Genomic DNA, 17,886 nt, shown 5'->3' with positions numbered 1-17,886 from the left:
GGGTCCCACCCATGACCGGGCGCACCCGGGCGTCCATCCTTGTCCCCATGGCCCGCTTTCAGCACACCGTGACGCTGGCGCCCGTACCCCGCCAATGGTTCGAGTCATGCGTCACCACCCTCCACGACGTCGCGGAGGACCTCGACTCCGACGGAGGGTGCCTGCGCCTGCCCGACGGGCGACCACTGCCCGGTCTGGTCCTGTCCGAAGGGAGTCACCTGCGGCCGGGTGCCCGCTACCGGCCCGTGAACGGCAAGGACGGGCAGCCGGACGCCGACCGGGCAGCCACCGTCCTCGCCTGGGACCGCCGTCGGGAGACGGCGCTCGAGGTCGTCACCGTCGACGAAGACCCGGCCCACCCCGCCCGGTTGACCTGTGTACTCCGGCTGCTGAGCGCCGCGCGGCCGCGGGAGGCGTGGCTCACGGCGACGCTGGGGACGACCGGGGGCAAGCGGGCTGAGTACCTCGGCGGCACCGTGCGTCTGCACCTCGACCTCGGCCGCTGGTGGCCGTCGGCGGCGGGCCGAAACCGCCGCCCACTCGCCGCGCCCCTGGGCGGCACCCTGACGCACGCACTCGCCCGCGCCACCGTGACGGTCGTACCGCGCCCGGCCCCCGACGGACGCTGGCGGGTGACGGTGAAGGCGCGGGTCAGGGGCCGCTCCCTCGTCCGGCCCCTGCTCCCGGTCGTGATGGCGTTCATGGGGCGCCGCGCACACAGGTCGATCGCCGAGGCGCTGGACGGCGCGGCGCGGGAGTGGAACGCGCGGCTGCCCGCGCTGGTCCACAAGGAAGGGGAGGAACTGCGTGCAGAGTTGACCGGGGGGCTGCTCCCCCCTCGAGACGTCCACCCGCCGCGTGCCCTGCCGGGTGACACCCCGTTAGGGTGCCCGGAATGAACTCCACAACCGTGCGCGGCGCCACGATCCACTACGACGACTTCGGCCCCTCGACGGGCCTTCCGGTCCTCCTGATCCACGGGCACCCCTTCAACCGGACCCTGTGGGCACCGCAGGTGACGGCACTGACGGAGGCCGGCCACCGGGTCGTCGCCCCCGACCTGCGTGGTTACGGCCGCAGCAGCGTGAGCACCGGCAAGGTCCTGCTCGCCGACTTCGCCGACGACCTGGCCGCCCTCCTGGACCACTTGGAGATCGAGCGCGCGGTGGTCGGCGGCGTCTCCATGGGCGGTCAGATCACTATGGAGTTCCAGTCGCGTCACCCGGGGCGGGTACGGGCGCTCGTCCTCTCCGACACCTCGGCGCCCGCCGAGACCGCCGAGGGCAAGCGGTTCCGCAACCGGCTGGCCGACAGGCTCCTGGCCGAGGGCATGGAGGGTTACGCGCACGAGGTCATCGACAAGATGCTCGCCGCCTACAACGTCACCGCGATGCCGGAGGTGGCCACCCGGGTCCTGGAGATGATGTGCGCCACCGACCCGCGCGGCGCCGCGGCGGCACTGCGCGGGCGCGCCGAACGCCCGGACTACCGGGACGTCCTGGCCGCCGTCGAGGCGCCGGTCCTGATCGTCGTGGGCGCGGACGACGTCTACACCCCGGTGGCGGAGGCGGAGTCCATCCAGCACCTCGTCCCGCACTCCGTCCTGGCCGTCGTCGACAAGGCCGGTCACCTGCCCGGTGCCGAGCAGCCCGAGCGCTTCAACGCCGTACTGCTGGACTTCCTGGCCGCACGGATGTGACCTCGCGGGCCCGCGCCCGACGGCCCGGAGCCGCTGCGCACCGGCGAGGCGAAGGGAGCGCGGCGGTGAGCGGGACCGAACTGCTCACCGAGGAGGAGACCCGGCGTATCCGGGAGGGCATCGCAGCCGCCGTTCTCGATGCCCCGGGAGGACTGGTGAAGTCGCTGGAGCAGGATGCCGGGGGCTGTGTCCGCCTGGTGGAGACCAGTCGCGTCGGTGCCGGGGAGGCGAGCAGGCTCCCGCGCGAAGCGGTCCGGGGCGCGCGAGCCGCGGGGCAGTGCTGGGACCCCGTGAGCGGTGTCCCCGGTGTGAGCCGGCAGGCGTGCAGCAGAGGTTCGCCGAGAAGGGGCGGCCCGGCCCGGACGCGGCCGGCGCGGCGGAACGGCGGGTGCAACAAGGGTGGACGCAGGTCGGCGCCGGAGCGTTCCCCCGGCGCTACTACAAGCGCCCTGTCCGGCGCGCGAAGGGCGCACCCGGTTAATGAGTGAGCCCTGTACGCGCCCCCGAGGCGCTGCGGACAATGCGCAGTGGCCGTGATCACGCGGCGGGAGGCGCGGGGTCGTCCACCGCCGCCTTCCGGGGAAAGCAGGTCGATCGCCATGCTGTTGCGTCTGCCCACATCCGTGTCCGAAGCGCAGGAGTGCATGGCCGAGGGAGCGGTGCCCGTCGGTGGCGCCACCCTGGTGTGGGCCGCCTGGCAGCGGGACGGCTTCCCGGACCTGGCCATGTCGCTGCGGAACCTGCCCGAGGCGACCGCGGTCGGACCCGAGACGCTGGGCGCGGCCGTGCTGCTGCACCGCGTCGACGACCGCGTACCCGAGGTGCTGCGAAGGGCGGCCGGCACGGTGGGCACCGGAGCGGTGCGCCGGACCGCCACGGTCGGCGGCAACCTCGTCGGCAGCAGTCTGCGCTGCCTGCTGCCCGCAGCCCTCGTCCTGGACGCCCGGGCCACGGTGCTGGGGCCGGACCGGCCCTACGAGACCGACCTCGCCGAGGTCATGGCGAAGCGTCACCTGCTGCTGGGCCTGAACTGGCGCGTCCCGACGGTCAGCGGCTACCGCAAGCAGCCCGCCGAAGCCGGCGGGCCGCCGCCGCTGGTCGTCGCCACCGCCGTGCACGCCGACGGTGAGGGGCGGCACCGCCTGCGGATCGCCGTCCGGGACGGCTACGAGGTGGTCAGCGAGTCCGCACCGTGCGACACGGGCGCCGACGACGTACTGGGCGCTCTGGAGCGCACGGACGTCGGCGCCCTGCCGCCCACGGCTTGGGACGTGGTGCGTGAGCAGGTCGCCGGCATCCTCGGCTGACGCACCGGTCACCGGGCGGCCGGCCGGCGGCCCGGTGGTCCGCGTCAGCCGTTGGCCAGCGCCTTGACCCGATCGAGCGCCCCGTTGAACCTGTCGTGGTCCCCGACGGTCGGTCCGGAGGAGGTGTACTGCCACATGGTGTGGAAGTCCCAGCCGGCCGGGAGGGGGCCCACGGTCGAGGCGTACCGGGCGATCCACAACGGGTTGGTGGAGCCGAAGCCGCTGTAGTCCCCGGTGCACTGCTTCCACCAGTTCGTGGAGGTGTAGATCACGGCCTGGCGGCCGGTGCGCTCCTTGTACCGGTCGAGGAAGTCCCGGATCCAATCGACCATCTGGCTCGACGTCCTGCCGTAGCAGGTGTCCCCGTACGGGTTGTACTCGATGTCGAGGACGCCCGGCAGCGTCCTGCCGTCCTTCGACCAGCCCCCGCCGTGGTCGACGAAGTAGTCGGCCTGGGCGGCACCGCCGGCGCCGTCCGGGATGGCGAAGTGGTAGGCGCCGCGGATCATGCCGACGTCGTACGAACCGTCGTACTGCTGGGAGTAGTAGGGATTGCGGTAGGACGTTCCCTCGGTGGCCTTCGTGTAGGCCCATTTCACCCCGCTGTTCCAGAGGGTCGGCCAGGCGACGTTGCCCTGATGGCTGGAGACGTCCACGCCTTCCGTCTGGGTGGTGCGGGTGTCGGAGGGCCGCCCCTGGACCCCCTCGTGGGCGAGGACACCGCTGCCCATGTAGGCGGTGCCGCGGACCGGCGCCCGCACGTCGTCGGCCGACGCGGGGGCCGCGGACAGGGCGAGGAGGAGTGACTGGGAGGCGAGGAGGACGCCTGTCGTGAGCAGGCGGCGTGAGTGGCTGGGCGCCACGGCTATGGGTTTACGCATGGCACCCATCCGATCCGCTGTCGTGCCCCACCGCATCCCACAGGCGCCCAGACGGTGTTGGGCGGTGTGCCCCCGAGGGTGGGGCCACGCCGCCCCTCGCGTTTGAACGCGTTCAAATCTGAGGTAGGGTCGGTGATCTGGCTGCAGATGAGCACCGCCACCGTCTACGCCCACCGCTTCGACGCGTCGAACGACGAGGCCACCGGCGTACTCGGCGGAGCCGAACCCGAAGTCCCGGACTACTGGTCCTGCAGCGTCGACATCGCCAAGGCCTGGGAGCGGGAACAGGAGCGGGCCGGCGCCCCGCACACGCGCAGGGTGGCTCTGCCGGAGCCGCGGCCCCGCCGCGGGCCGACGGCCCCGGCGGCAGGCTCGGCCCGCTCATGCTCGGGGACGCGTACGGAGGCGAGTGTACGGAGCAACGCACGCCGAGGCGGCGATGCAGAAGCCACCTTACAGACCCGGCCGACGTGCCTAAGGGATCGGCACCGCCTGTCCCGTGACCCGGATGCGCGGGTCCCGCGGGCTCACGTCGACGAGCAGGTCGCTGGGGCGGCCCATGTCCTCTCCCTGGCGGATCGCGATCGTGCCGGGCCGGGTGATGAGGCCCAGCTCGCGGAGGTACCCGCCGAACGCGGCGGCCGCCGCTCCCGTCGCCGGGTCCTCCACGACGCCACCGACGGGGAACGGGTTGCGGGCGTGGAAGCGCTCCGGCGACTCGCGCCACACCAGGTCCACCGTCGTCCAGCCGTGACGTCGCATGACGTCGGCGAGCCCGTCGAAGTCGTAGTCGAGTCCGGCCAGTCGGGCCCGCGACGCCGCGGCGAGCACCAGATGGTCGTTGCCGCCGAACGCCACGTGCGGGGGCAGCGCGGGGTCCAGGTCCTCCGGTGCCCAGCCGAGCGCACGGAGCGCCGCGTCCAGCTCCGTGGCGAGAGCCGGACGGGAACGCGTCGGCACACTGGTGAGCGTGGCCCGCACCGCGCCGGAGTCGTCGGCCGAGGTGGAGACCGGGATCTCGCCGGCGGGCGTGTCGAGGACGATCTCGCCGGGCCCCAGCCGCTCGGCGAGGGCGACGGCCAGCGCGATCGTCGCGTGCCCGCAGAACGCCACCTCGGCGAGGGGACTGAAGTAGCGGACCCGGAACCGGCGCGCCGACGCGTCGCCGCCGGTGACGAACGCGGTTTCGGAGTACCCCACCTCGGCGGCGATCGCCCGCATCGCCGCGTCGTCGAGGCCCCGGGCGTCGAGGACCACCCCGGCCGGATTCCCGCCCACCGGGTCGTGGGTGAAGGCGGAGTAGCGCAGGATCTCGGTCTCGTTCAGCGGCTCGGAACGGTCTGCCCCGTCGCTCATTCCCGTCACGTCGGTGTTCATGACGTCCACGCTGCCACCCGGCACCGATCGTGTCCAACGATGGATCACGATGCTTCCCATCGAGAAAGCGCATAGGCTGGCCGGGTGGACACCCGACTGCTGACGACCTTCATCACGCTCGCCCGCACGGGCGGCTTCACCGCTGCCGCCGCCGAACTGCACGTGGCCCAGTCCACGGTCACCGTGCACATCCGCACCCTGGAACGGGATCTCGGCGTCCGGCTCTTCGACCGCCTGCCCACCGGAGCGCTGCTCACCGACACCGGCCACCGGATCCTGGAGCGGGCCGAGGAGGTACTCGACGCCCAGGCCCGGCTGCGGGCCGCCTGCGACGCCACCGGAGTCGTATCGGGGCGGGTGGTGGTCGGCAGTCCGGAGTCCCTGTGCGCGAGCCGTCTGCCCGGCGTCGTCGCCGCCCTGCGGACGACCCACCCGGAGGTGGACGTCCACTTGTACGCGGCCGGGACCGCCCAGTGCCTGGAAGGGCTGAGGTCCGGACGGCTCGACCTGGCGCTGCTGCTGGAGGAGACGGAGTACCCCGACGTGACGGGCGACCCCGTCGCCCACGAGCCGCTCGCCCTCGTCTCCGCTCCCGGGCACCCCCTCGCCGCACGGGCGCACGCGGCGAGCTGGCCGGAACTGGCGGCGGAGAGCTTCTTCCTGCTGGAGGAGGGCTGTTCCTACAGTGACGCGCTGGCACGGAGGCTGCTCGACGAGCCGGGTGGGCGGCCGCGGCTGACCCGGTTCGGGAGCGTGGACGCGGCACGCAACTGCGTGGCGGCCGGACTGGGGCTGACCCTGTTGCCACTGACCACCGTCGAGGAGGAGCTGCGGCGGGGGCGGCTGGTACGGGTCGACGGACCGCGCTTTCCCGACGTGCCGGTACGGCTGGCCCGGCACCGCCGGCGGTGGGCGGCACCGGCCGCACAGGAGGTCGCGCGGGCACTCGTGCGGCACCTGCGCGACTGAGCGGCCCGGGGCGGCCGGCGGGGCGGCGCCGGAGTCCGAGCCGCCCGCTTCGGGGCAGCCCGTACCGCATCGCGTGTACAGGCGCCCCTCACCCTTCGAGCTCGTGAGATCGGAGGAACCGGCCGGTGACCGGAGAACCAGGAACCGCCGTCCCCTCACCCATCGCGCAGACCACCGGCAACAGCCTCACCTGGCTCCTGCAGAACCCCGGTGCCCATACCCGGCTCCGCTGCTCGCCGACGTCATCGCCCGCACCGCGGTCGAGACCCTGCCGGAACGCCTCCCCGACCCGGTACTGGAGGTCGAGCCCGAGGAGCTGACCTGGCGCCGTCCATCTGGACGCGTGGACTGACGGCCCTGCCGGTCCTCTTCACTCCCGTCGCCGGCTGAAGCGTCGCGGGCCGCCGTCGCGGACCGAACCGTCGCGGACCGAACCGTCGCGGCCTCAACTCCGGTCGTGGGCCCGGTGCCGTACCGCGACCCGGACGGCACCGACGCGAAGGCCGTGGCAGGGCTGCCGGCACCGGGGCGGCGGTCAGTCGGCGACGTCCACGCCGTAGCTCCGGGCGAGAGCTCCGAGGCCGTGGTCGTAGCCCTGGCCGACGGCCCGCAGCCGCCAGCTCTGCCCGCGCCGGTAGATCTCCGCGAGCAGCATGGTGCGCTCGGTCGTGGCCGCGTCCAGTGTGGCCTGCGCGAGTGCCGCGGCGCTGCTGCCGGGGCCGGAGACGATGTGCAGGGCGCCGACGTCACCGAAGGCGGGGGAGCCGTCGATGGCGGCGGCGATCACGACCTTGCGGGCCGAGGGCGGCAGGGTGGCGAGGTCCACGCTGACGGTCTGCTCGGTCGGACCGTCGCACAGCAGCCGCACCGTCCCGCCCGGGTTCTCCGGGGCGCCGTAGAAGACGAAGTCCTCGTCGAAGGAGACCTGCTCGTCCTCGTCCAGCACGAACGCGACCACGTCGATCTCGCACGCCGTCTGCTGCGCCCAGGACGCGGTGACCGTCCAGCGGTGCGCCGGCCCCCGCCCGTCCGGCAGCGGCAGGTCGACGACGCCGCCGCGCGGCAGCACATGCCCGGCCGTACGCCGGTCGTCGGCGCTCGGCGCGGCCGTGACGACCGGTGCGACCAGCCACGCGGCGTCGTGGGTGGGCAGCAGGAGTGCGGTGATGCGGGGCAGCCTGCGGTCGGTGTGCCCGCCGTCGAGGACGACCACGTCGGTGACTCCGGCGGACAGATTGATGGCCGCGGCCCCGCCGAGCTCGACGACGCGGGTACGGGCGGCCACCGCGTCGGGGTGGGTGCCGCCGAGCACGAGGACCCGCCGTCCGGTCAGCGGGCCGCGCGGTTTCCCGGGGCGCCTGCCGGGCTTCGGGCCGGCGGCCTGCGGGGCCTGCTCCGTCGGCGCGGCCGGGACGGGCGGGCCGGCCTGCGGGGCGTCGGCCTCGGCGGCACCGGGCGCGCGCGGCGTGGGGACGGCGGGCAGCGCGGGTGAGCCGGAGGAGGGCGCGGCGTCGGTCTCCGGTCGCGCGCCCTCGTGCGAGACGCCGGGCCGGACGTCGTCCAGCAGCCGCAGAAAGGCCGCCTCGTCGACGACGGGAACGCCCTCGGCGAGCGCGCGCCGGGCCTTGGCGGAGCCGGCCGTCAGGTCGTTGGCGACCAGGGCGCTGGTGTGCCGGCTGACGGAGGTCATCATGTTCAGTCCCGCCGCGGCGCCCCGCAGCAGCAGATCCGCCCGCGCCGTCCGGGTCTCCCCGGTGACGGCGATCTTCATGCCCTGCACCAGCGGACCGCCCGCGGTGAGACGTCCCGGGTTGCGGAAGGCGCACGGTGCCTTCGGCGGCTGCGGCGCGAACCGCGCGTCCTGCCGGGGCGGGCAGGTCACCAGCGGCAGGGCCAGGTCCAGTTGCGCCGCCTCCCGCAGCGAGGCACGCAGCACGCCGGCCAGCACTCGGGTGTCGTCCAGCGCGTCGTGCGCCTTGAGCTGAGGGACGCCGTAGTGCGCGGCCAGCGTGCCGAGTCGCAGGTCGCCGGTCGGCGGGTCCACGCGGCGGTTCAGGGCCAACGTGCACAACCGCCTGGCCACGGGCAGCCGCAGTCGCGCCCGCGCGAACTCGTGGGCGAGGAAGTCGTAGTCGAACTGGGCGTTGTGGGCGACCAGCACCCGCCCCTCCAGCAGCGCGCCGATCCGTTCGGCCACCTGCTCGAACGCCGGGGCCCCGCGCAGCCGCTCGGCCGTGAGACCGTGCACGTGCACCGGTCCCGGGTCGCAACCGGGGTCCACCAGCGTCGAGAACTCGCCGGTCTGCTCACCGTCCGGGCCCAGCGTCACCACGGCCACGGACAGCACCCGGTCACGGCGCGGAACGAGACCTGAGGTCTCCACGTCGACCAACGCCCATTCGAAGGCGTAGTCGCGCAGGGCGGACGGATCGGCGGCGGCAGACGTGAGAGACATGGAGGAAGGATGGAGGCGTATCCACGGTTCCTTCAACTCGAATGCCGATTGATCCCGTTATGCGCCATACTCGGCACTCCCTGCTCGGCGGCCGGACGCTCCCTGGCACACTGCTTGCCTGCCAGCCGCCCGGCCCCCAGGAGGACTTCGCCATGACCGAGCAGTTGCCGGACCGTGTCGCCCGGTACGAGCGACGGTTCAACGCGCTCTTCGCGGAGTACTTCGACACGCTGGGCACGACGTTGGACGCGCCGTCGTTCAGCCGCTTCACCCCCGACTGCCTGGAGCTGCTGCGCGACCTGTCCCTGCGCGGCGGCAAGCGGATGCGGGTCGTGCTGCTCCACGAGGCCGCGCGCCTGGTGACCGACGAGCCGGTCGAAGGGCTGGACGCCGCCGCGCTGAGCGTCGAACTGCTGCAGACCCACGGCCTGGTGCACGACGACCTCATCGACGACAGCGCCACCCGCCGGGGCGGGCCCACCACCTACCACGCCTACCGGGAGCGGTTCCCCCGGCACCCGCGGGCGGCACTCGGGCTCACCGTACTCGCGGGTGACCTGGCGCTGGCCCTCTCGCTGCGCGTGCTCCTGGACGCCAGGCTTCCGGTCGGGGTGCGTCAGGCCATGGTCGAAGTGCAGACACGGGCCGCGGCCGACACGTTCGTGGGCCAGATCATCGACCTGGAGCGCGACTTCGCTGCCGAGGCCCCGGACGACGAAGTCCTGCACGACGTGGCCGACCGCAAGTCGGCCCGCTACTCGGTCCTCGCCCCCCTGGAGCTCGGGCTCCTGGCCGCGGGCGAACAACCGGCCGCCCACGAGGAGGAGTTGCGGCGCTACGCGCGACTGGTCGGCATCTGCGGGCAGATGCGCGACGACTACCTGGACCTGTTCGGCGACGAGGCCGCGATGGGCAAGCCGACGGGCACGGACATCCGCGAGGGCAGGCACAGTTACACCGTCGCCCGACTGCTGGCCGCCGTGCACGGCACCGAGCGCGCCGTCGTCGAGGAGGCCCTGGGCAACCCGTCCCGCACGCCGCGGGCCGTCGCCGCGATCCGCGAGATCGGGGAGCGCCGGGGTGTGGCCGACCGGATGCGGACGGACATGCGGCGGTACGCCGAGCAGGCCCGCCTGGTGGCCGAGGGCTGGCGGCCCCGGTGGCGGGAGGAGGCGGTCGCCTTCTTCGAGCGGGTGCCGCAGTGGAGCGTCGAGCGGGCCGGGTGAACAGGTCGCGCACCGGTCGGTCGGCTGACCCTGGTCTCCCGCGCACGGTGAGCGGACGGACGAGGGTCTCCGGCACGCCGGAGAGTGGACGGGCCGTGGCCCGGTCGGACGCCGCGGGGTGGCGGTGCCGGGAGCGAGGGCACTGAGCAGCCCGCCTCCGCCGGCGGCTCCGGCAGGCCGTGCCGGGGCCGCGGAGCGCGGTTGGGCGCTGCCTCGCCGGCCGGCGGGCCGGGCCCGCGACCGGCGGCGTCCCGGCCGTACGACGGCCGGCGGTGGCGGCGGGACCGTGCCGTCACCACGCCGCCGGGCCCGCGCCGGAGTACCGGGCGATACCGCCCGCACGGGGGAGCCGCCGTGCGCCTTCCGGTCCTCCGGGGCGCGGCCGGACGCCGCCTGCCCGCCCCGCGTCCGGCAGAGGGCAAGTGATGCCGCGCCGGTCGAGGCGCCTGCCCGCTGCCCGCCAACTGGCAGGATGGGGCGGATCGCGGCAGTGGGAAGCAGGAAAAAGAGGGGGAGGAACGTGGCCGTGCCGGCCCTGTCCGGTGTCCTCGTGCTCGTAGTCGGAGGGTGTGTCTGCGTCGCCTGGGCGGCGCGGGGCGGTCCGCGCTGGGCGCGTGCGGTGGCCGCCGTGACACTGGCGGCGGGCGAACTGCTGCGCAGCTCCAAGGGCTCCGGCCGACGCGCGGGCGGGCAGGGCGACACGGGCGACTGAACCGGACCCTCTGACACCTGTTCCCCGTGTCGCTCAAAGGGGGATTCGGGATCTTCCGCCCCGTGTGCCCGGTCATGCTCTGACCGGATGCGTCGTTGACCAGGCGCATTCGTGACGACGCGACCCCCTGGGGGACAGGCATGACGCACTCGACGCGACGGGGCCCGGGCCCGGGCCCGGACGATCAGACCCTGCTGCTGGTCGCCGGACTCGCCGACCTGGCGGTGAGCACGATCGGCTCGGCGGTGGACGGGCTGCGCGGGCTCCTCGGCCGCTCGGACACCGCCGACCTGGTAAGGGAGGCGGAACAGGATCTCCGGGCCCGGGGCAGGCTGGCCGTGGACCGGTGCACGAACGTGCCCCCCGCCCACCTTGAGGTACTCGCCCGGCACGTGCGGGAGCGGCGGGCTGCCGACGGCGGCGATGTCTGACCGCTGGGACCCGGCCGCCTTCAAGACCCGCGTCGACGGCGTCCTGCGGAGCTTCCTGGACGAGGAGGCCGGCCACCTCGTGGCCCTCGACGACGCTCTCGAACCCGTGGCCGACCGGTTGCGGAGCGCGGCCGGGCACGGCAAACGGCTGCGAGCGGCCTTCTGCTACTGGGGCTGGCGGGCGGCCGGACAGCCGGACAGCGACGCCCTGGTGCGGGCGGCGACCGCCATGGAACTGGTGCACGCCGCGGCGATCGTCCACGACGACCTCATCGACGACAGCGGCCTGCGCCACGGCCTGCCCACCGCCCACGTCGCCCTGGAAGCCGTACTGGCGGCGGCCCCGGTGCCCGACCGGGACGGCCGCCGCCGGGTCCGCGCGGCCGCCCGGTCCCTGGCCATGCTGGTGGGTGATCACCTGATGGCCCTCGCCGGACACTTGTTCACCACCAGCGGTCTCCCCGCCGCCTACCTCACCCGCGCCCGGGGCCTGTGGGCGGCGCTCGCCCGCGAACTCATCGCCGGCGAGTGCCTGGAGATCCTCCACACCGGCGGACGACCGGACACCGCGACCTCCCTGAAGGTGGTGCGGTACAAGACCGCCAAGTACACCGTCGAGCACCCCCTGCTCATCGGCGGTCTGCTGGCCGGCGCCCCGGCCGCACTGCGGGACACCTACTCCGCCTACGGCCTGCCGCTCGGCGAGGCCTTCCAACTGCGCGACGACCTGCTCGGCCTGTTCGGCGACCCGGAGCGCACCGGCAAGGCGGGCCTGGACGACCTGCGCACCCACCGGCCCACCGCACTGCTGGCCGAGACCTGGCAGGCCGCCGACGCGGCCCAGCGGGAGCGGTTGCGCGGGGTGCTGGGCCGGAGCGACCTGGACGGAACCCATCTGCGCGAGGTGCGCGACCTCATGCTGGAGCTGAAGGCACCGCAACGGGTCGAGCGGATGATCCTCGACCGCGTGGAGCGGGCCACCCGCGCCCTGGACGCCGCCGGGACGCCACCGCGGGCGCGCCGGGCACTGCGCGAGCTCGCCCAGCAGGCCACCGACCGCATCCACTGACGAGGAGACCGCGATGACCTACACCGAGACGTCGATGGACGCCCTGCGCCACGGCGGCGACGAACTGGCCGACGCCGTCGTCGCCACCCTCTTCGAGCGCGGCGAGGTCGGCAAGTTCAACTCCCTGATGCGCTACGTCTCCACCAGCGGCCAGGAACTGCCGGACGGCCTTCCCGGGGTGGCCCGGGAGTACCTGCGGGCGACCGGCACCCCGCCGGCCTGGGTGGACTGGGCCGAGATGGAGAAGGCACGCCTGTTCTTCATCGACAACAACGTGCACATCTCCACCGCGTTGTCGTTCGCGTCGATGCCCGCCTGCTACGTCGTCCCGCACGTCGCCAGGCTGCTGTCGGCCACCCACGGGCTGAGCTACCCCTCCAAACGGATGGCGGAGACCGGCCAGTTCACCGTCTACCTCATGCAGCCGGACGCCTTCGAGGCCGGCGGGCGCTTCATCCCGGCCGCCCAGAAGGTACGCCTGCTGCACGCCGCCATCCGCCACCACCTCAAGCGGGAGAACCGCTGGGACACCGGCACCCTCGGCGTGCCGATCTGCCAGGAGGACATGATCGGCGGGCAGATGTTCTTCTCCCTGCTCGTCCTGGACAGCCTGCACCGGCTCGGCATCCACATGTCCGCGGAAGGAGCGGACGCCTACTTCTACGCCTGGCGCGTGGTCGGCGCCGTGCTCGGCGTCGACCAGTCGGCCGTCCCCACCAGCCTCGACGAAGGGCGGCGGTTCCTCGACCTGTACATGCTGCGCCACATGGGCCCCTCCGAGGAAGGCGCCCACCTGACGAGGCAGTTGATCGACCTGTACGAGGAAGTGGTCCCCGGCACCCTCCTCGACCCGGTCGTCCCGGCCCTGATCCGCTACCTCGTCGGCGACACCTGCGCCGACTGGCTAGCCGTTCCCCGCAGCAACTGGGACACCGCCGTGAAGGCCGCCCCCCGCCTCCTCGGCGTACTCGAGACGATCGAGGACCGCTCGTCCCTGGGCGCGTGGGCGCTGGACCGGCTGGGCCACCTCACCACGATCCTCGAACTGTCCTCCCTCACCCGTGGACGCGTCATGCACTACGCCATCCCCGAACAACTGAAGAAGGACTACGGCGTCTCCGGCGCCGCCACCCGCCGCCGCCGCTGGACCCCGCCGCCCGCGACCGTCTCCTGAAGTCACGGCGGGCGCGGGCGGGAAAAGGAGGGGCGTCAGGCGATGGAGGCCGAGATGACCGCGGAGACGGCCAGGTTGCAGGAGGCCGTCACCCACACCGCGGGGTGGGGCTCCGGCTCGACCAGCGTCGCGCCCAGCCGCCCCGGGGTGATCAGGTCGACCACCAGGAAGGCCACGGCCATCATCACGAGCCCGAGAAGGCCGAACGCCGCGGTGGACACCAGGCCCTTGCCGAAGTCCTCGTACGTCGTCCAGATGGAGGTGAACACGATGCCGCCGATACCGAGCAGCGCGGAGCTGAGCACCATGGCCGCGTTGCGGTTGCGCTGCTCCCAGATCTGCCGGCCGAGCTTTCCGGGCGTCAGCACGTCGACCAGGACGATGCCGAGGACCAGGAGGACCAGCCCCAGGCCGCCGTAGGCGGTGGCTCGGCCGAGTCCGTTGACGATGTCGCTCATGGGGTTGCCGGCTCCGTAGCGTGAGAGATCGTGAGTGATCGTGGTCAAGGCGCTGCAAAATGTAGCGCACCCGTTCGGCCCCAGGACTCGCGCGGTCCGGCAACGCGGTGATCCGGCCGGACGCGGAGTCAGGAATCCGCCGCCGGCGCACGGTTGCGCCGCACCGAGGACCAGAAGGAGGCGCCGATCAGGACCACGCCGATGAGGCCGGTGATGATCTCGTTGATCTCGTACCGGATGGTCACCAGGAGGACGGTGGCGAGGGCGCCGATGGCGTAGTGCGCGCCGTGCTCCAGGTAGACGTAGTCGTCGAGGGTGCCCTGGCGGACCAGGTAGACGGTCAGCGACCGGACGTACATGGCGCCGATGCCCAGGCCGATCGCCATCAGGACGATGTCGTTGGTGATGGCGAAGGCGCCGATGACGCCGTCGAAGGAGAACGACGCGTCCAGCACCTCGAGGTAGAGGAACATGAAGAACGCGGCCTTGCCGGTGAGGGCGACGGCCGAGCGGGACCCGCCCGCGCGTTCGGCCTCTTCCTCGGCCGCGTGCTCGCGCTCCTCCTCCCGTTCGAGCTTGCCCTCGAAGAAGCCGGAGAGACCGCCGACGACCATGTACGTGATCAGACCGGCGACACCGGCGAGGAGGACCGTCTCCGTCTTGTCGACATGGGTGCCGCCGTGCTGGTGGGCGTGGGCGCCGAAGGTGAGCGCGGAGGCCAGCAGCGCGATCAGGGCGACGCAGACCGACAGCATGTCGACCCTGCCGAGCTTGGCCAGCGGGCGCTCCAGCCGGCCGAGCCACTTGATCTCCCGGTCCTCGAAGACGAAGTCGAGAAAGATCATCAGGAGGAACATGCCACCGAAGGCGGCGATCGACGGATGGGCGTCCGTCACCAGCTCCTGGTAACGCTCCTTGTCCGTGAGCGCCAGGTGCACCGCGGACCAGGGGCTCAACCGGGCGCTGACCGCGACGATGACGACCGGGAAGACCAGGCGCATGCCGAAGACGGCGATCAGGATGCCGACGGTGAGGAAGATCTTCTGCCAGAAGGCGCTCATCTTCTTCAGGATCCCGGCGTTGATCACCGCGTTGTCGAAGGACAGGGAGATCTCCAGCACGGCGAGGATGGCAACCAGGCCGAAGGCGGTCCACCCGTCGTACAGCACTCCCGCGGCCAGGCCCAGGGCAGTGACGGCGAAGGCCCAACGGAACGTCTTCAATAGCACGGGCTGCTCACTCACTCCTGTTGTCGCGCTGTGCCGGGATGTGGCATTCCTTGCCAGTGCCCCCCGCCAAGGGTGTCTACCACGATCGTTTCGCCGTCCCCGGGGCAGGCCGGGCGCGGCACCCGGCGGTCATCAGAATGGATCGGTTCGTTTCCTTGAGTCGTTCGTGTTTACGGGAGTAGGTTCGCCGCCATGACCGCATCCCGGGATCCGGCCGTCGCTCCGGAACTGCGCGGAGCCGGTCTGCGCGTGACCGCGGCCCGTGTCGCGCTGCTCGAGACCGTCCGGCGGGGCGATCACCTCGGCGTCGAGGCGATCGCCGCCGGAGTGCGCCGGCGCGTGGGCCACGTCTCCCTCCAGGCCGTGTACGAGGCCCTGCACGCGCTCACCGCGGCCGGGCTCGTGCGCCGCATCCAGCCGCCCGGCGGTCCGGCGCGGTTCGAGGGACGGGTGGGGGACAACCACCACCACGTCCTGTGCCGGTCCTGCGGTGCGCTCGCCGACGTCGACTGCGCCGTCGGCGAGGCGCCCTGTCTGACCGCCTCCGACGACCACGGCTTCTCGATAGACGAGGCCGAGGTCATCTACCGGGGCCTGTGCCCCGACTGCTCCACCACCGGCAGTTCCCCAGCACCTTGATCCGCCCCGTTCGGAAGGATTCCCATGTCCGAGAACCACGATGCCATCGTGACCGACGCGAAAACCGAGGAGGCGGGTGGCTGCCCGGTCGCCCACGGACGCGCCCCGCACCCCACACAGGGAGACGGAAACCGCCAGTGGTGGCCGGAACGGCTCAACCTGAAGATCCTCGCCAAGAACCCCGCCGTGTCCAACCCGCTGGGCGAGGAGTTCGACTACGCCGCGGCGTTCCGGACCCTGGACCTGCCGACCGTCAAACGGGACATCGCCGACGTACTGACCACCTCGCAGGACTGGTGGCCCGCCGACTTCGGGCACTACGGTCCGTTCATCGTCCGCATGGCCTGGCACAGCGCGGGCACCTACCGGATCAGTGACGGCCGCGGCGGTGCCGGAGCCGGTCAGCAGCGCTTCGCGCCGCTCAACAGCTGGCCCGACAACGGCAACCTGGACAAGGCCCGCCGCCTGCTGTGGCCGGTCAAGAAGAAGTACGGCCGGAGCCTGTCGTGGGCCGACCTGCTGATCCTGGCGGGCAACGTCGCCCTGGAGTCGATGGGCTTCAAGACCTTCGGGTACGCCGGCGGCCGCGCGGACGTCTGGGAGCCCGAGGACGACGTGTACTGGGGCCCCGAGACCACCTGGCTGGGCGACGAGCGCTACACCGGCGACCGCGAGCTGGAGAACCCCCTGGGCGCCGTCCAGATGGGCCTCATCTACGTCAACCCGGAGGGCCCCAACGGCAACCCGGACCCGATCGCCGCCGCCCGCGACATCCGCGAGACGTTCCGCCGGATGGCCATGAACGACGAGGAGACGGTCGCCCTCATCGCCGGTGGGCACACCTTCGGCAAGACGCACGGCGCGGGCCCGGCCGACCACGTCGGCCCCGACCCCGAGGCCGCCTCGATCGAGGAGCAGGGCCTCGGCTGGCGGAACACCTTCGGCACCGGCAAGGGCGGCGACACGATCACCAGCGGCCTCGAGGGCATCTGGACGGACACGCCGACCACCTGGGACAACAGCTTCTTCGAGATCCTGTTCGGCTACGAGTGGGAGCTGTTCAAGAGCCCCGCCGGCGCGCACCAGTGGCGGCCCAAGGACGGGGCGGGCGCGGGCACGGTACCCGACGCCCACGACCCGTCGAAGAGCCACCAGCCGACGATGCTGACGACCGACCTGTCGCTGCGCTTCGACCCGGCCTACGAGCAGATCTCGCGTCGCTTCAAGGACGACTTCGACGCCTTCGCGGACGCCTTCGCCCGCGCGTGGTTCAAGCTGACCCACCGTGACATGGGCCCGGCCGTGCGCTACCTCGGCCCCGAGGTCCCCTCCGAGACGCTTTTGTGGCAGGACCCGCTGCCCGAGGTCACGCACGCACTCGTGGACGCCGCGGACATCGCCGCCCTCAAGACCCGGATCCTCGACTCCGGTCTGACGGTGTCCGAGCTGGTCTCCACCGCCTGGGCGTCCGCCTCGTCCTTCCGCGGCAGCGACAAGCGGGGCGGCGCCAACGGGGCGCGCGTGCGTCTCCAGCCGCAGATCGGGTGGGAGGTGAACGACCCCGACCGGCTGGCGTCGGTGCTGCGCACGCTGGAGGGCGTCCAGGAGTCGTTCAACGCCGCCCAGAGCGGCGGCAAGCGGGTCTCGCTCGCCGACCTGATCGTGCTCGCCGGTGGCGTGGGCGTCGAACGGGCCGCGAAGGAGGCCGGCTTCGAGGTCGAGGTCCCCTTCACGCCGGGCCGGGTGGACGCGTCGCAGGAGCAGACCGACGTGGAGTCGTTCGCCGCGCTGGAGCCGACCGCCGACGGGTTCCGCAACTACCTCGGCAAGGGCAACCGGCTGCCCGCCGAGTACCTGCTGCTCGACCGGGCCAACCTGCTGACCCTGAGCGCCCCCGAGCTGACCGTCCTCGTCGGCGGCCTGCGCGTCCTGGGCGCGAACCACCAGCAGACGCAGCTCGGCGTGTTCACCACCACCCCCGGGTCGCTGACCAACGACTTCTTCGTCAACCTGCTCGACCTGGGCACGACGTGGAGGGCGACGTCCGAGGACCAGAACACCTTCGAGGGCCGCGACGCCGCCACCGGCGAGACCAAGTGGGCCGGCAGCCGGGCGGACCTCGTCTTCGGGTCCAACTCCGAACTGCGCGCCGTGGCGGAGGTCTACGCCGCCGACGACGCGAAGGAGAAGTTCGTGCACGACTTCGTCGCCGCCTGGACCAAGGTCATGAACCTCGACCGGTTCGACCTGGCCTGACCCA

The 17,886-nt window shown here is 72.7% G+C and carries 16 protein-coding genes and 2 pseudogenes; 13 read left to right on the top strand and 5 right to left on the bottom strand.

The window, feature by feature from the left end; genetic code table 11:
* Positions 1-47 precede the first annotated feature (47 nt).
* From B1H29_RS02270 to B1H29_RS02260, 3 genes are all read left to right on the top strand, one after another.
* A complete protein-coding gene (locus B1H29_RS02270; protein ID WP_079159967.1) occupies positions 48-899 on the top strand; it encodes a hypothetical protein in 852 nt (283 codons plus the stop codon).
* The gene (locus tag B1H29_RS02265; protein WP_055421372.1) at positions 896-1,699 is read left to right on the top strand and encodes an alpha/beta fold hydrolase; all 804 of its coding nucleotides are present in this window, start codon (positions 896-898) and stop codon (positions 1,697-1,699) included. Before B1H29_RS02270 ends, B1H29_RS02265 begins: the two co-directional genes overlap by 4 nt.
* Positions 1,700-2,298: 599 nt before the next feature.
* Positions 2,299-3,006, top strand: coding sequence for an FAD binding domain-containing protein (locus tag B1H29_RS02260; RefSeq protein ID WP_055421373.1), 708 nt, complete (start codon positions 2,299-2,301; stop codon positions 3,004-3,006).
* A gap of 44 nt (positions 3,007-3,050) precedes the next feature.
* Here B1H29_RS02260 and B1H29_RS02255 read toward each other — a convergent pair whose 3' ends face one another.
* Complete coding sequence (locus B1H29_RS02255; RefSeq protein WP_055421635.1) at positions 3,051-3,887, bottom strand: lysozyme; 837 nt, start codon at positions 3,885-3,887, stop codon at positions 3,051-3,053.
* Positions 3,888-4,022: 135 nt separating this feature from the next.
* On the opposite strand from B1H29_RS02255, the pseudogene B1H29_RS39045 reads away from it, so the two are divergent.
* Positions 4,023-4,214 (top strand): annotated as a pseudogene (locus B1H29_RS39045) (epimerase); the annotation flags it as partial.
* A gap of 147 nt (positions 4,215-4,361) precedes the next feature.
* Here B1H29_RS39045 and B1H29_RS02245 read toward each other — a convergent pair.
* Complete coding sequence (locus B1H29_RS02245) at positions 4,362-5,243, bottom strand: PhzF family phenazine biosynthesis isomerase (protein ID WP_055421636.1); 882 nt, start codon at positions 5,241-5,243, stop codon at positions 4,362-4,364.
* A gap of 105 nt (positions 5,244-5,348) precedes the next feature.
* Between B1H29_RS02245 and B1H29_RS02240 the strand changes: the two genes are divergently transcribed.
* Positions 5,349-6,233, top strand: a complete 885-nt coding sequence (locus B1H29_RS02240) for a LysR family transcriptional regulator (RefSeq protein ID WP_055421374.1) — start codon at positions 5,349-5,351, stop codon at positions 6,231-6,233.
* 202 nt (positions 6,234-6,435) lie between these two features.
* Positions 6,436-6,623, top strand: a pseudogene (locus B1H29_RS39040) (cytochrome P450); the annotation flags it as partial.
* A 145-nt stretch (positions 6,624-6,768) separates the two neighbouring features.
* On the opposite strand, the gene B1H29_RS02230 reads toward B1H29_RS39040, so the two are convergent.
* Positions 6,769-8,688 carry a TerD family protein gene (locus B1H29_RS02230; protein WP_055421375.1) on the bottom strand — a complete coding sequence of 640 codons (1,920 nt, stop codon included), beginning with the start codon at positions 8,686-8,688 and terminating at the stop codon, positions 6,769-6,771.
* Positions 8,689-8,840: 152 nt separating this feature from the next.
* Here B1H29_RS02230 and B1H29_RS02225 point away from each other — a divergent pair, with 152 nt between their 5' ends.
* From B1H29_RS02225 to B1H29_RS02205, 5 genes are all read left to right on the top strand, one after another.
* On the top strand, positions 8,841-9,914 hold the full coding sequence (locus tag B1H29_RS02225) for a polyprenyl synthetase family protein (protein WP_055421376.1): 1,074 nt from the start codon (positions 8,841-8,843) through the stop codon (positions 9,912-9,914).
* 520 nt (positions 9,915-10,434) lie between these two features.
* Positions 10,435-10,626, top strand: a complete 192-nt coding sequence (locus B1H29_RS02220; RefSeq protein WP_055421377.1) for a hypothetical protein — start codon at positions 10,435-10,437, stop codon at positions 10,624-10,626.
* Positions 10,627-10,766: 140 nt separating this feature from the next.
* A complete protein-coding gene (locus tag B1H29_RS02215; protein ID WP_055421378.1) occupies positions 10,767-11,057 on the top strand; it encodes a hypothetical protein in 291 nt (96 codons plus the stop codon).
* Positions 11,050-12,126, top strand: coding sequence for a polyprenyl synthetase family protein (locus tag B1H29_RS02210; protein WP_055421379.1), 1,077 nt, complete (start codon positions 11,050-11,052; stop codon positions 12,124-12,126). Before B1H29_RS02215 ends, B1H29_RS02210 begins: the two co-directional genes overlap by 8 nt.
* 13 nt (positions 12,127-12,139) lie before the next feature.
* Entirely contained in the window at positions 12,140-13,300 is a 1,161-nt protein-coding gene (locus B1H29_RS02205; RefSeq protein WP_055421380.1) for an oxygenase MpaB family protein, read from the top strand.
* Between the two features lie 35 nt (positions 13,301-13,335).
* Here the strand turns inward: B1H29_RS02205 and B1H29_RS02200 are convergent, their stop codons facing one another.
* A complete protein-coding gene (locus tag B1H29_RS02200; RefSeq protein ID WP_055421381.1) occupies positions 13,336-13,758 on the bottom strand; it encodes a DUF350 domain-containing protein in 423 nt (140 codons plus the stop codon).
* Between the two features lie 128 nt (positions 13,759-13,886).
* Positions 13,887-14,987, bottom strand: a complete 1,101-nt coding sequence (locus tag B1H29_RS02195) for a DUF475 domain-containing protein (RefSeq protein WP_055421637.1) — start codon at positions 14,985-14,987, stop codon at positions 13,887-13,889.
* 192 nt (positions 14,988-15,179) lie between these two features.
* On the opposite strand from B1H29_RS02195, the gene B1H29_RS02190 reads away from it, so the two are divergent.
* Both B1H29_RS02190 and katG read left to right on the top strand, forming a co-directional pair.
* A complete protein-coding gene (locus B1H29_RS02190; protein ID WP_055421382.1) occupies positions 15,180-15,626 on the top strand; it encodes a Fur family transcriptional regulator in 447 nt (148 codons plus the stop codon).
* Positions 15,627-15,650: 24 nt separating this feature from the next.
* Positions 15,651-17,882, top strand: a complete 2,232-nt coding sequence (gene katG, locus B1H29_RS02185; RefSeq protein WP_055421383.1) for a catalase/peroxidase HPI — start codon at positions 15,651-15,653, stop codon at positions 17,880-17,882.
* The last annotated feature ends 4 nt before the right edge of the window (positions 17,883-17,886 follow it).

Source organism: Streptomyces pactum (assembly GCF_002005225.1).
In the GTDB taxonomy this organism is placed as follows: Bacteria; Actinomycetota; Actinomycetes; order Streptomycetales; family Streptomycetaceae; genus Streptomyces; species Streptomyces pactum_A.
This window is presented reverse-complemented; position numbering and strand designations above follow the sequence as displayed.